The 12876-nt window shown below is 68.2% G+C and carries 14 protein-coding genes and 1 pseudogene; 7 read left to right on the forward strand and 8 right to left on the reverse strand.

Features of this window, described 5'->3' with window-relative positions:
• The coding region (locus ACE3P6_RS01135) for an HAD family hydrolase (protein WP_374391137.1) at positions 1-290 on the forward strand (290 nt) is incomplete at its 5' end.
• Between the two features lie 23 nt (positions 291-313).
• On the opposite strand, the gene recR is transcribed toward ACE3P6_RS01135, so the two are convergent.
• The 4 genes from recR to ACE3P6_RS01155 are packed head-to-tail and all read right to left on the reverse strand — an operon-like array spanning position 314 to position 3530.
• On the reverse strand, positions 314-910 hold the full coding sequence (gene recR / locus ACE3P6_RS01140) for a recombination mediator RecR (protein ID WP_374391138.1): 597 nt from the start codon (positions 908-910) through the stop codon (positions 314-316).
• Positions 910-1263: a YbaB/EbfC family nucleoid-associated protein gene (locus ACE3P6_RS01145; protein ID WP_374371416.1), complete on the reverse strand. Its 354-nt coding sequence runs from the start codon at positions 1261-1263 to the stop codon at positions 910-912. Before ACE3P6_RS01145 ends, recR begins: the two co-directional genes overlap by 1 nt.
• Before the next feature lie 54 nt (positions 1264-1317).
• Positions 1318-1782 (reverse strand): GNAT family N-acetyltransferase, encoded by a 465-nt coding sequence (locus tag ACE3P6_RS01150; RefSeq protein ID WP_374391139.1) that lies wholly within the window; start codon positions 1780-1782, stop codon positions 1318-1320.
• A complete protein-coding gene (locus ACE3P6_RS01155) occupies positions 1779-3530 on the reverse strand; it encodes a DNA polymerase III subunit gamma/tau (RefSeq protein ID WP_374391140.1) in 1752 nt (583 codons plus the stop codon). The genes ACE3P6_RS01150 and ACE3P6_RS01155 overlap by 4 nt, the downstream gene beginning before the upstream one ends.
• Positions 3531-3598: 68 nt before the next feature.
• On the opposite strand from ACE3P6_RS01155, the gene ACE3P6_RS01160 reads away from it, so the two are divergent.
• The gene (locus ACE3P6_RS01160; RefSeq protein ID WP_374391141.1) at positions 3599-4090 is read left to right on the forward strand and encodes a protein-tyrosine phosphatase family protein; all 492 of its coding nucleotides are present in this window, start codon (positions 3599-3601) and stop codon (positions 4088-4090) included.
• A 6-nt stretch (positions 4091-4096) separates the two neighbouring features.
• On the opposite strand, the gene ACE3P6_RS01165 is transcribed toward ACE3P6_RS01160, so the two are convergent.
• On the reverse strand, positions 4097-4657 hold the full coding sequence (locus tag ACE3P6_RS01165) for a TetR/AcrR family transcriptional regulator (protein ID WP_374391142.1): 561 nt from the start codon (positions 4655-4657) through the stop codon (positions 4097-4099).
• Positions 4658-4754: 97 nt separating this feature from the next.
• On the opposite strand from ACE3P6_RS01165, the gene ACE3P6_RS01170 reads away from it, so the two are divergent.
• Positions 4755-5621: an alpha/beta fold hydrolase gene (locus tag ACE3P6_RS01170; RefSeq protein ID WP_374391143.1), complete on the forward strand. Its 867-nt coding sequence runs from the start codon at positions 4755-4757 to the stop codon at positions 5619-5621.
• A gap of 61 nt (positions 5622-5682) precedes the next feature.
• Positions 5683-6591, forward strand: coding sequence for a MurR/RpiR family transcriptional regulator (locus tag ACE3P6_RS01175; protein WP_374391144.1), 909 nt, complete (start codon positions 5683-5685; stop codon positions 6589-6591).
• Here the strand turns inward: ACE3P6_RS01175 and ACE3P6_RS01180 are convergent.
• From ACE3P6_RS01180 to iolD, 3 genes are read right to left on the reverse strand one after another with little or no spacing between them, the layout of a single operon-like run.
• On the reverse strand, positions 6588-7400 hold the full coding sequence (locus ACE3P6_RS01180; RefSeq protein WP_374391145.1) for an SDR family oxidoreductase: 813 nt from the start codon (positions 7398-7400) through the stop codon (positions 6588-6590). The genes ACE3P6_RS01175 and ACE3P6_RS01180 overlap by 4 nt on opposite strands.
• Positions 7397-8290 (reverse strand): myo-inosose-2 dehydratase, encoded by an 894-nt coding sequence (iolE, locus tag ACE3P6_RS01185; RefSeq protein WP_374391146.1) that lies wholly within the window; start codon positions 8288-8290, stop codon positions 7397-7399. Before iolE ends, ACE3P6_RS01180 begins: the two co-directional genes overlap by 4 nt.
• An 18-nt stretch (positions 8291-8308) precedes the next feature.
• Entirely contained in the window at positions 8309-10180 is a 1872-nt protein-coding gene (iolD, locus tag ACE3P6_RS01190; RefSeq protein ID WP_374391147.1) for a 3D-(3,5/4)-trihydroxycyclohexane-1,2-dione acylhydrolase (decyclizing), read from the reverse strand.
• 181 nt (positions 10181-10361) lie between these two features.
• On the opposite strand from iolD, the gene ACE3P6_RS01195 reads away from it, so the two are divergent.
• The 3 genes and pseudogenes from ACE3P6_RS01195 to ACE3P6_RS01205 all read left to right on the forward strand — a co-directional run.
• On the forward strand, positions 10362-11801 hold the full coding sequence (locus ACE3P6_RS01195; RefSeq protein WP_374391148.1) for an NAD-dependent succinate-semialdehyde dehydrogenase: 1440 nt from the start codon (positions 10362-10364) through the stop codon (positions 11799-11801).
• A complete protein-coding gene (locus ACE3P6_RS01200; protein ID WP_374391149.1) occupies positions 11798-12607 on the forward strand; it encodes an HpcH/HpaI aldolase/citrate lyase family protein in 810 nt (269 codons plus the stop codon). The genes ACE3P6_RS01195 and ACE3P6_RS01200 overlap by 4 nt, the downstream gene beginning before the upstream one ends.
• Positions 12607-12876 (forward strand): annotated as a pseudogene (locus tag ACE3P6_RS01205) (3-phosphoglycerate dehydrogenase); the annotation flags it as partial. The gene ACE3P6_RS01200 and the pseudogene ACE3P6_RS01205, both read left to right, overlap by 1 nt.

Genomic DNA, 12876 nt, shown 5'->3' on the forward strand with positions numbered 1-12876 from the left:
AGGGGCGGTTCCGGGCGGTGCTGTCGGGGCAGGGGATGGGCGCGCCGAAGCCCGCGCCGGATGTCTATCTTGCGGCGGCCCGGGCCTGCGGGGTGGCGCCGGAGGGCTGCGTGGTGATCGAGGACAGCGCGCAGGGGGCGCGGGCGGGTCTTGCCGCCGGGATGCGGGTGCTGGGCTTTGCGGCGCATGGCGCGGACACGGGGACGGGGCGCAGCCTGGTGGGATTGGGGGTGCCGGTGTTTCACCGGATGGAGGCGTTGCCGGGGCTGTTGGGGATCGGTGCGCTGTAGCGAACCCTACGCCTGATCCACGGTCAGAGCTTCCGCCGGGCCCGCAGCGCCGCGCCGATGGTGCCGTCGTCAAGATAGTCCAGCTCGCCGCCAATCGGCACGCCCTGTGCCAGCGTGGTGATCTGCGCCCCGGCGCCGGAGAGCGCGTCGGCGATGTAATGCGCCGTGGTCTGGCCGTCGACCGTGACGTTCAGCGCAAGGATCACCTCGCGGATGCCTTCCCCGGCCACGCGGGCGACAAGGCGGGGGATGCCCAGTTCCTCCGGCCCGATGGCGTCCAGCGCGGAAAGCGTACCGCCCAGCACATGATAGCGACCGCGGAACGCCTGGCCGCGCTCCATCGCCCAGAGGTCGGCGACATCCTCGACCACGCAAATCTCGCCGGTGGCGCGGGCCGGGTCGGCGCAGATGCCGCAGACCTCGGCGGTGGAGATGTTGCCGCAGATGCGGCAGTCCTTGGCCGCAAGCGCCACCTCGGCCAGAGCCTGCGCCAACGGGGCCATCAATTGCGCGCGTTTCTTCAGCAGCACCAGCACCGCGCGGCGGGCCGACCGGGGGCCAAGGCCGGGAAGCCTGGCCATCAGTTCGATCAGCGCCTCGATGCCGGTGTCGTCCTTCATCAGAACGGCAGCTTCATGCCGGGCGGCATGCCCAGCGACTCGGCAAGCTTCGACATTTCCTGCTCGGACCGGGCCTTGGCCTTCAGTTGCGCATCATGGATCGCGGCAAGGATCAGGTCCTCAACCACTTCCTTCTCGCTGGCGACCAGGATCGAGGGGTCGATATCCAGCCCGGTCACTTCGCCTTTCGCCGTCGCGCGCGCCTTCACGAGCCCGGCCCCGGCCTCGCCCATGACGACGGTGCGCGCCAGATCCTCCTGCAGCTCGGCCAGCTTGCCCTGCATTTCGGTGGCGGCCTTCATCATCTTGGCCATGTCGCCGATGCCACCCAGTCCGCCCAGACCCTTCAGCATGTCGTTCTCCGTCCGTTTCCCTTGAGATACGGGCTGGAGCGGCAGGGCGCAAGCTTACGGCGTGGTGCGAAACAGCATTCGGCGGGGCTCGAACCCCTCGGCCCGGAAGAAGGCGTGGGCGTCGTGGTTGGCTTCCCAGGTGTCCAGGAGGATTTCATCGGCCTGAAGATCGCGGGCAAGCTGGCGGGCGGCCTGCAGCAGCGCGCGGCCCTGGCCCAGGCGGCGGGCCTTGGGGGCCACGGCAACATGCTCGATCATCAGGCGACGGTAGCCGGGCGAGAAGATCGAGACCTCGCGGGTCTGCAACTGGCAGAGCGCGTAGCCGGTGGCTGGATCGCCGGTGAGGAAGGCAGTGCAGCCGGGGTCGGACAGGCGGTCGGCGAAGTAGTCGGCAAGGGCCTTCGGGTCGGGGTTCGGGAAGAAGGCCTCGCGGTAGTGCGCGGCGTGCCAGCCCTGGACGTGGGCGTTGAGCCGGGCGAGGGTGGCCGCGTCGGCCAGAGTGGCGCGGCGGGGAGTCATGCCTCGAACGGGTCCCAGTCTTCGTCGACTTCGGGATCGGCCTGCGGCAGGGCGGCGGCGGCGGCCTCGGCAGTGATGGCTTCGGGCGAGCGCACCTCGGTGATCTTCGCGCCGGGGAAGGCGGTGAGGATGGCCAGCACCAGCGGGTTTTCGGCGGCTTCGGCGCGGACCTGCGCGAGTTCGGTGTTGCGGGTTTCGGCGATGGTCGGCTGGCCGCCGCCGGCGACGACCGAGACGCCCCAGCGCGCGCCGGTCCAGCCTTGCAGGCGCTGGCCAAGGCGGGCGGCGAGGTCGGGTTTCGCGCCGGGGGCGGGTTCGAACTCGATCCGTCCGGGGGCAAAGCGGGCGAGGCGGAGGCCGGTCTCGACCTCGTTGAGGAGGAGCATGTCGCGCTTCTGGCGGATCAGTTCGATGACGGACTCGAAGCTGGCGTAGACCTGCAGCTGGCCTTCGGCGAGGGCCGGGGCGGTCGCGGTCATCGTGGGGCCACGGCTGGGCGCCGAATGGACGGGCGCAAGGCGCGGGGCGTGGACGCTGCCGCCGCCCGCAGGAGCACCGCCGGGCATGCCGCCGCCGGAGGGCGGGCGGGGGCTGTCCTGCAGTTTCCGCACCAGCGTTTCCGGGTCGGGCAGGTCGGCGACATGGGTCAGGCGGATCACCGCCATCTCGGCGGCCATCATCGCATTCGGGGCCAGCGCCACCTCTTCGATGGCTTTCAAGAGCATCTGCCACATCCGGGTCAGCGCGCGCATCGGCAGGCGGGCGGCCATGTCCTGACCGCGCGTCTGTTCGTCGGGCGGCGTGGTCGGATCTTCCGCCGCAGCCGGGTTGATCTTGATGACGGAAATCCAGTGGGTGATTTCCGCCAGATCGCGCAGCACCGCCATCGGATCGGCCCCGTCGGCATATTGCGCGGAAAGTTCGGCAAGGGCCGTGGCGGCATCGCCCTGCATGATCAGGTCGAAGAGGTCGAGCGTGCGGCCCCGGTCGGCCAACCCCAGCATGGCGCGGACCTGGTCGCCGGTCGTTTCCCCGGCCCCATGGGCAATGGCCTGGTCCATCAGGCTCATCGCGTCGCGGACCGAGCCTTCGGCGGCGCGGGTGATCAGGGCGAAAGCGTCGGGGGCGAGTTTGGCGCCTTCCAGGTTGGCCACTTTCGCGAGATGGGCCATCATCACCTCGGGCTCGATCCGCTTCAGGTCGAAGCGCTGGCAGCGCGACAACACGGTGACGGGGACCTTGCGGATTTCGGTGGTGGCGAAGATGAATTTCACATGCGCCGGGGGTTCTTCCAGTGTCTTCAGGAGCGCGTTGAAGGCGGCGGTCGACAGCATGTGGACTTCGTCGATGATGTAGATCTTGAACCGCGCCGAAGCGGCCCGGTAGTGGACCGAGTCGATGATCTCGCGGATGTCGCCCACGCCGGTGCGGCTGGCCGCGTCCATCTCCAGCACGTCGACATGACGGCCTTCGGCGATGGCGCGGCAGGGCTCGCATTGGCCGCAGGGCTCGGTGGTGGGGCCGCCGGTGCCGTCGGGGCCGATACAGTTCAGCCCCTTGGCGATGATCCGGGCGGTGGTGGTCTTGCCGACGCCGCGGACGCCGGTCATCACGAAGGCATGGGCGATCCGGTCGGCGGCGAAGGCGTTCTTCAGGGTGCGGACCATCGCTTCTTGCCCGATCAGGTCGGCAAAGGTCTGCGGGCGGTACTTGCGGGCAAGGACCTGGTAGGCTTTCTCGTCGGACATGGAACCCTCGTGACTCGCGGGCCAGACTAGGGCGCGGGGGGCGGAAGGTCCACCGGGAAGGGTGTTCGATGGTGATTGCGGAACTGGCGGTCGGCGGGGGAGTGCTGGGGATCGGGCCGATGCCGGGGCGGGGCGGGGCCTATGCCCGCGACCTGGCGGAGGTGCTGGCCTGGAGGCCGGGGCTGGCGCTGACGATGACGACTTTGGCGGAGCTGGCGGAAAAGGGGGTCGAGGGGTTGCCGGGTGATCTGGCTGCGGTCGGGGTGGAGTGGCTGCATCTGCCGATTGCCGACTATGGCGCTCCGTCCGGGGAGACGCTGGTGGTATGGCCGGGGGCGGCGGCGCGGGTGCGCGGGGTGCTGGCTGGGGGCGGCAAGGTCTGGGTGCATTGCATGGGGGGCTGCGGACGGTCGGGGACGGCGGCGCTGCGGCTGATGGTCGAGGCGGGGGAGGAGCCTCGGGCCGCGTTGGAGCGGTTGCGGCAGGTCCGGCCCTGCGCAGTGGAGACGCCGGAGCAGTTTGAATGGGCGGCGGCGGGAAAAGGCGAAGGTGCGCTGTAGCGCAGCCTATGCGGGGCCGTAAAGCCGGGCGGGCAGGCTGCGCAGGATGTCGGACTTGCGGCGGGTGCGGGCGAGGGTCCAGCTGCCCTGGAAGCCGATGATGAAGGTCTCGGCGGCGTCGTGGGCGGTCTCTACGGCCATGCCGAGGGCCTGACCGTAGCTTGCGGCTGCGGCGATGATGCGGTCGAAGGAGCGTTCGGCCTGGGCGCGGAAGCGGTCCTGGTCGGGGCCCTCGAAGAGAAGGCCGAAGATCGGGCAGGCATCGGCGCTGTCCAGGATGTCGAAGAGCTTGGCCATCTTGTAGCAGAAGGTCGTCACCCCCTGGCGCCAGTCCGGCGCAGCGCGGAAGCTGTCGTCGATCACCCGGATGATCTCGGAGGCGGTCCAGTCGGCGGCGGCGCAGGCGAGGTCGGCCTTGCCATCGGGGAAGTGGTGGTAGAGCGAGCCCTTGGGCACCCCCGCCTCGGACAGGATTTCGGCCAGACCCGTGCCGTCATAGCCGCGCTGCCGGAAGAGCCGGGTGGCGGCGGTCACGAGGCGGTCGCGGGTGGTGGGTTCGTCGGTCATCACAGCCAACATAGGCGTCTGCGGCCTGCGGGAAAAGACTAGACCGATTGGTCCAGTCATGTTACTAGACCAATCGGTCTAACGGACGGAGTCGGCGATGCTGGATGCAACGATCCCGGTGGGCTTCAGCGGTGAGGACCTGGAGATCCAGAGCGACGGCGCGATCCTGCGTGGGCGGATCGTTCGGCCCAGGGGCACTCCGCACGCGGCGCTGGTGCTGCACGGGGCGACCGGGGCACCGGCCCGCTTTTACCGGGGCTTCGCCGAATGGGCGGCGCGGGAGCGGGACCTGGCGGTCTTGACCTATGACTACCGGGATTTCGGAGCCTCGCTGCGGCGGCCGATGCGGGGGTCGCGGGCCACGATGGCCGACTGGGGCCTGCGGGACCAGGCCGCAGCGCTTGCGACACTGGCGCGGATGTATCCGGACACGCCGCTTTGGGTGCTCGGGCATTCGGTCGGCGGTCTGTGGATGGGCTGGCATCCGGCGATGGTGCGGGTGGCCCGGGCGATCACCATCGGGTCGGGGCTGACGCATGTGTCGGATCACCCCTGGCGCTATCAGTGGAAGGCGCGTCTCTTCTGGTCGCCGCCGGTCCGGGCGCTGGCGCGGGGAGCGGGATACCTGCCGGGGCGGTTGGTGGGTCTTGGCGCCGACCTGCCGCGCGGGGTGTATGAGGACTGGCGGCGCTGGTGCACAACGCGGGGCTGGCACCTGTCGGACGTGGGCCGGACCCTGCCGCTGCCCGACCCGGCGCGGGTGACGGCGCGGCTGCGGATGATCGCGGTGGCGGATGACGACCTGGTGCCGCCCGAGGCCGTCTGGCGCGCGCGGGCGCTGTACCCGGAAGCGATGAAGGAGCAGAAGGTGCTGCGGCCCGGCGATTTCGGTCTGGAACGGATCGGGCATATCCCGCCCTTCACCCGGAGCAACGCGGTGTTGTGGCCGGCTATCCTGGACTGACATATGCTTTGCAATGCACTGAAAACTGCATTGCAACGTAATTGACAAGGAATGCTGCGGCATGCAGGACTGGCGGGACCATGCCCGCCGGACAGGACAGATGGCCAACTACCAACCGCCCGAAACCTATGAAGAACTGATCAAGCTGATCCACGACCGTTACGACGACATGTCGAAGTCGTACCAGAAGATCGCGCTCTACCTGACGCAGAACCCGAACGACGTGGCGGTGCTGTCGGTCAACGCCATCGGGGCGAAATGCGGCATCCATGCATCGAGTTTCGTGCGCTATGCGCAGTCGCTGGGCTACAAGGGGTTCAAGGACCTGCAGGCGGTCTTCCAGCGGCGGTTGACCACGGCGGCGCCGGGCTTCGATGCGCGGGTCCGGGCGCTGGAAAGCGAGCTGGGCGGCGCGCGCGAGGGCGAGATCGGCTTCCTGGCGGACCTCGTGGCGCGGGACGTGGCCTCGTTGCAGGAGCTGCTGGCAAGCGTCGATCCGGGCCAACTGGCGCGGGCGGGCGAGTTGCTGGAGGGCGCGGATACGGTCTATCTGATCGGCCAGCTCCGCTCGGCCCCGGTGGTGGAGTTGCTGCGCTATGTCCTGACCATGCTGGGCAAGCGGACGGTGCTTCTGGATGCCAGCGGCGGGTTGGCGACGCATATGGCGCGGGCCGCGCGGGCGACGGACGTGCTGTTCGTGGTGTCCTTCCGCTTCTACGCGACCGAGGTGGTGAACGTCGCCGAGGAAACCGCCGGGCGCGGCGTGCCGATCCTGGCGATCACCGACAGCACGCTGTCGCCCTATGCCAAGCTGGCTGAGGTGCTGTTCGCGGTGCCCGAGCACGAATACACCTTCTCGCGCAGTCTGGCCGCGCCGATGTGTCTGGCGCAGGCGTTGTGCGTGGCGCTGGCGGCACGCTTGCAGAAGGACGGCGGCGAACCGCGGATTCCGGTGGTGACGGGCCCCTAAAGCCGCATCGGCCCGTCCGGCACCGGCATCCCGCCCGCCACGGCGCCCCAGACCGACTGGTCGAAGTTCACGATGGCCCCCGTCATCAGCCCGGCGTCGTCGGAGACGAGGAAGTTCACTGCCCGCGCGGCTTCGTTGGGGTCGACCAGACGCCCGAAGGGCAGCGCGGCTTTCGCCTTCGCCTCCCAGTCGGGATCACCGCCCTCGGCCTGGATCTCGCGTTCGTGGTCGCTTGCCATCCAGCCGACGTTCAGCTGGTTCACCCGGATGCGGTTGGCCATCACCGAAAACGCCGTATTGGCTGTCAGCGTGGTCAGCGCCCCCTTGGACCCGCAATAGGCGTTGATGAAGGGTTGCCCCGCCAGCGCCGAGATCGAGCCGATGTTGCAGATCGCGCCCTCGATCCCCTTGGCGATCATCAGCTTGATCGCTTCCTGCATCAGGAAATAGGGGCCGCGAACGTTTGTGTCGAACAGAAGGTCGAAGGTTTCCGGCGTGGTGTCGAGAATCGTGCCCCGCGCTGTCGAGGCGCCTGCATTCACCAGCACGTCGAGACGAGCGAACAGGCGGTCGGTCTCGGCGATCACCATCCGGCAGTCTTCGACGTTGGAGAAATCCGCCTGCAGGAAATGCGCCCAGATGCCATGCGCCTCGGCGATTTCGCGGGCGACATGCGCGCCGCGTTCGGCGTTGCGCCCGGTGATGACCACGCCCTTGGCGCCCGCCGCCGCTAGCCTGCGGGCGATGGCTGCGCCCAAGCCTTGCGTCGCGCCGGTGACGACGCAGACCTTGCCGTCCATGCGGTTCATTGCACCACCTCATACCCGGCGGCGGCCATGACCCGCAGCAGTTCCTTGTGCCCCTTCTTTGCCATCTCCAGCGGTGGCGAGACCTTGGGGTCTTGCTCTGCCTCGACCACAAACCAGCCTTCATAGCCCTTCGCCGCCAGCGCCTTGACGATCGCCTCGAAGTCCAGCGACCCGTCGCCCGGCACGGTGAAAGCGCCTTTCACCACGGCGTCGAGGAAGCTTTCGCGGCTGCGGTCCAGTGCGTCGATCACCCCCATTCGCACATCCTTGGTATGGACATGGGTGATCCGCTTCCAGTGGTTGTCGATGACCCGAAGGTTGTCGCCGCCCGCAAAGGCCATATGGCCCGCGTCGAACAGCAGCGGCACGGTGGAGTGCTTCATCAGCAGGTCCAGTTCCGCCTCGGTCTCGATGGCAGCGGCCATGTGGTGATGGTAGGACAGCGGCATCCCATTCGCCGCGCACCAGTCGGCGAAATCGCTGATCTTGCGGCCATACACGGCAATCTCGGCCTCGGTCAGCTTCGGCTTGGTCGCCAGCGGCGCCGACTTCACCCCCTGCACCGACCGCGCGGTTTCGCCATAGACGATGCAGGGCGCGCCCGCCGCCTTGAAGAAGGCATGTTGCTGGGCGATCCGCTCCTTCTCCACCTCGATGTCGCCGTCGAGAAGCAGGCCCGAGAACCAGCCGCCGCAGACCGAGATGCCGTATTTCTCCAGGATCGGCCCAAGCTCGGCCATGTCCATCGGAAACCGCCGCCCGGTCTCCATGCCGGTGAACCCGGCAACCGAGGCCTGGCGCAGGCATTCCTCAAGGCTTACATCGTCCGACAGTTCCGCCAGATCGTCGTTCCACCAGGCGATCGGGGCAATTCCAAGTTTCGCTTTCATCTCATTCGACCCTGTTCTTCAAATTCCGACACGCTGCTTGGCGCGGATGGCGATCTGGCTTTCGCGGGCCTTGTTCACCGATTCGCGCTCCGACACCTCGGGCACGCCCACGTCCCAGTCGGCATCGCCCGGCACCCAGGCATAGGCGTCGGTGGTGATGCTGATCACCGTGGTGCGGTCGTTGCCCTTGGCCCAGTCCATCGCGGCCTCCAGATCGGCGAGGCTTTCCACCTTGCGGCTGGCGGCCCCCATCGCGGCGGCATGGGCGGCGAAATCGACATGCAGCGGGTTCGCCTTGTCGGTGATCCGGCAGTCCTTCAAGAGGTTGTTGAAACCGGGCACGCCCTTGAACTGTTGCAGGCGGGAAATCACCGCATAGCCGCCATTGTCGCAGACGATCACGATCATCTTGTGGCCTGAAAGCACCGTGGAATAGATGTCCGAGTTCATCATCATGTAGGTGCCGTCGCCCAGCATGACGATGGGGGTGCCCCCCAAGCCGCCCGGCCCGGATTGCGCCATCGCGCAGCCCCAGCCGGCGGCGATCTCGTAGCCCATGCAGGAAAACCCGAATTCCAGATCGAAGCTGTTCGGCGCCTTGACCCGCCAGCCTTTCGCCACCTCACCCGGGATGCCCCCGGCGGCGGCGATCAGGGTGTCATTCTCGCCTGCGGCCTTGTTCACGACGTTGACCACCTGGGCATAGGTCGGGATCGGGGCGTTGGTCGGGGTCTGGTGGTCGTCCAGCAGCGCGTCCCAGTCCTTGAACAGCGCCTTGGCATGCGGCAGATGCCCCGCCGGGGCCTTCCACGCACCCATCGCCGCATCCAGCTCCGCCACGCTTTCCAGCGCGTCACCGACCACGGCCAGCGCCCGGTGCTTCAGGGCATCGAACCGGGCGGCATTGATCGAGATGAAGCGCGCATCGCGGCTGAACGCCGTCCACGACCCGGTGGTGAAATCCTGCAACCGCGTGCCGATGGCAAGGATCACGTCGGCCTCCGCCGCCAGCGCATTGGCCGAGGTCGAGCCGACGATGCCGATCGGCCCGGCATGGACCGGGTGATAATGGGTCAGCCCGCCCTTTCCGGCGATGGTCTCCACCACCGGAATGCCCCGCTCCGCCGCGAACCTGGCAACCGCCTCTTCCGCGCCGGAATAGCGCACGCCGCCACCCGCGATGATCAGCGGCTTCTTCGCGGTCTTCAGCAGCGCGGCAGCCTCGGCCACTGCCCGACGGTCGGGACGCGGGCGGGGGATCGTCCAGAGCCGCTCTTCAAAGAACTCCGCAGGATAGTCGAAAGCCAGTTCCTGCGTGTCCTGCGGCAGGGCGAGGAAGGCCGGGCCGCAATCCGCCGGGTCCAGCATCGCGCCCACCGCCTGCGGCAAGGACTGGAGGATCTGTGCCGGGTGAGTGATCCGGTCCCAATAGCGGGTGACGGCCTTGAAAGCGTCGTTCACCGTCACCGTCGGATCGCCGAAATGCTCCACCTGTTGTAGCACCGGGTCGGGCAGGCGGTTGGTGAAGGTGTCCCCGGCGATCAGCAGCACCGGCAGGCGGTTGGCATGCGCCGTCCCCGCCGCCGTTACCATGTTCAGCGCCCCCGGTCCGATGGAGGAGGTCGCGACCATGATCTGCCGCCGCCGCTTGGCCTTGGCGAAGCCGATGGCCGCCAGCGCCATCGACTGCTCGTTCTGGCCGCGCCAGGTGGGAAGCTTGTCCTGCACCGCCTCCAGCGCCTCGCTGAGGCAGGTCACGTTGCCGTGGCCGAAGATGCCGAACACCCCGGCGAAAAGCGGCACGCGCTGGCCGTCGATCTCGGTCATCTGCGCGGTGAGCCAGCGCACCAGCGCCTGCGCCATCGTCAGGCGAATCGTCGAGTGTTCCATAGGCCTCTCCTCCCTCGGCTTGGCTCATGCAACATAGTCTCACGCATTGATGGTTGACAATAGGTGATATTCGCAACGAGTATTGCGAAAGAGGAATCGGGAGGACCCAGATGAACCGGATCGCTGCTTCAGCGCCAGAGGGCGAGAGTCGCCGCGGCCAATCCCGGCAGGGAGGCTGCTGATGTACGCCCGCTTCGGTCTTTTCATCGCGGGCGAGTGGCGGGCGAGCGTCTCGGGCGTCACGGCCCCGGTCTTCAGCCCGGTGACGGAACAAGCGCTGGGCGAATGCCCGGTGGCCTCGGTGGCGGATACCGAGGCGGCGCTGGCGGCCGCAGCGACAGGATTCAAGACCTGGGCGGCGACCCCTGCTTTCGAGAGGGCCGATGCCCTGCACCGGATCGCCGACGAGATGCTGCGCCGGACGGATGAGGCGGCGCGGATGATCTCGCTTGAGACCGGCAAGCCCATCGCCCAGGCGGGGCGGGAATGGGGTCTCAGCGTGGACCAGTTCCGCTGGTACGCCGAGGAAGCCCGCCGCATCTATGGCCGCATCGTCGAATCCCGCGTGCCCGGCGGGCGGTTCGAGATCCACCATGAGCCGGTGGGCGTGGTCGCCGCCTTCACCGCCTGGAATTTTCCCGCAGCCCTGATCGCGCGCAAGGTCGCTCCCGCCCTTGCCGCAGGCTGCGCCACCATCCTCCGCCCGTCGTCGCAGACGCCGGGCGTGGCGATGGTGATGGTTGACTGCTGCCGGGCGGGCAACTTGCCCCCCGGCGCGGTCAACCTGGTTGTCGGGCCGACGGCGGCGACCTACGCACCGCTGATGGCCGCGAAGTCGGTACGCAAGGTCAGCCTCACCGGCTCCACCCGCGTCGGCCAGCAGATGATCCGCGACGCCGCCGCCACGCTGAAGAAGGTTTCCATGGAGCTGGGCGGCAATGCTCCTGTCATCGTCTACGACGACGCCGATCTGGAGGCCTGCCTGAATGTCGCCGTGCCGACCAAGTTTGCCAATGCCGGGCAGGTCTGCGTGACGGGCGACCGCTTCTATGTCCACGACCGGCTGCATGACGCCTTCGTGGACGGATTCGTGAAGCGCGCAGAGGCGATCAAGCTGGGCGACGGGCTGGACCCCTCGGTCGGCATGGGGCCGCTGATCAACGGCGCGCGTCTGGCCGAGATGGAGAAGATCGTCGACGGGGCCGTTCAAGCGGGGGCGAAACTCGCCACCGGCGGAAAGCGGGCCCAGGGCTTCAACGCCGGGCATTTCTTCGAACCAACCGTTCTGACCCACTGCACCGACGACATGGCGGTGATGGCCGAGGAGAACTTCGGCCCCATCGCCGCGATCAGCCGTTTCTCGACCGAAGACGAGGTGCTGGCTCGGGCGAACGCAAGCGACATGGGCCTCTCGGCCTATGCCTTCACCCGAGATCCCGCCCGCGCCCGGCGCACCGTCAGCGCGCTGAAGGCGGGGATGGTCGGCATCAATTCCTTCGCGATGGCGGCTTCCGAAGCGCCCTTCGGCGGCACCAACCATTCCGGCATGGGCCGCGAAGGCGGCACCGAAGGCATCCGCGACTATCTTGACGTGAAATCCAGCCAGATGGTGTGGGCATGATTCCGAACAAACTGAAAGGCCTCTGGGCCGAGGGGAAACCGACGATCAACGGCTGGTGCAGCATCGGCAACCCCTTCACCGCCGAGATCATGGCGGCCCAGGGCTTCGACTCCGTGACCATCGACATGCAGCACGGGGCGCTGGACTACAGCGCGCTCTTGCCGATGTTCCAGGCGATGCGGGCGTCTGGCGCGACGCTGATGGCCCGCGTGCCCTGGCTGGAACCCGGCATCATCATGAAGGCGCTGGATGCCGGGGCCTATGGGATCATCTGCCCGATGGTGAACAGCGCCGAAGAGGCCGCCCGTTTCGTCAGCACCCTCCGTTATCCGCCCCACGGCCAGCGCAGCTTCGGCCCGACCCGCGTCAACTTCGCGGCGGGGGCGAACTACGCCGATGAGGCGAACGACAACATCCTCGGCTTCGCGATGATCGAGACGGCGGAGGGGATGGCCAACCTCGACGCCATCGCCGCCACGCCGGGGCTGGACGGGATCTATGTCGGCCCGGCGGACCTGACGCTGTCCTTGCATCAGGGCCGCCTGCCGCCCGGCTTCGACCGGGAAGAGCCCGAGATGATCGCCGCCCTGCAGACCATCGTCGCCGCCTGCAAGCGAAACGGCCTCCGCGCCGCCCTGCATTGCGGGACGCCGGACTATGCCGCCCGTGCGATCCGGTGGGGCTTCGACATGACCACCGTGGGGGGCGACTCGCGCTTCCTTGCCGCCGCTGCCGGCGCGGCGGTGGCTGGGTTCCGCAAGCTGACGGATGGGGTTGCGACGAAGGCCGAGAAGGGGGGCTACTGATGCCGCATCTTCTGGTGGCCGGGAAGCTGCACCCTGCCGGGCTGGACCTGCTGCGACAGGCCCCGGTGACCTTCGACTATGTCGAGGAAATCTCGGAACCCTCCTACCAGGCCTTCCTGCCGAAGGCCGACGCGCTGGTGATCCGCACGCAACCCCTGTCCGCCGGGTCCATCGCCAGGGCGTCCGGCCTGAAGATCGTCTCGCGCCACGGGGTCGGCTACGACGCGGTGGATGTGCCTGCCCTGCACGCGCGGGGGGTGCCGCTCTGC

The sequence above is a fragment of the Tabrizicola sp. genome (genome assembly GCF_041911175.1).
Lineage (GTDB): Bacteria > Pseudomonadota > Alphaproteobacteria > Rhodobacterales > Rhodobacteraceae > Tabrizicola.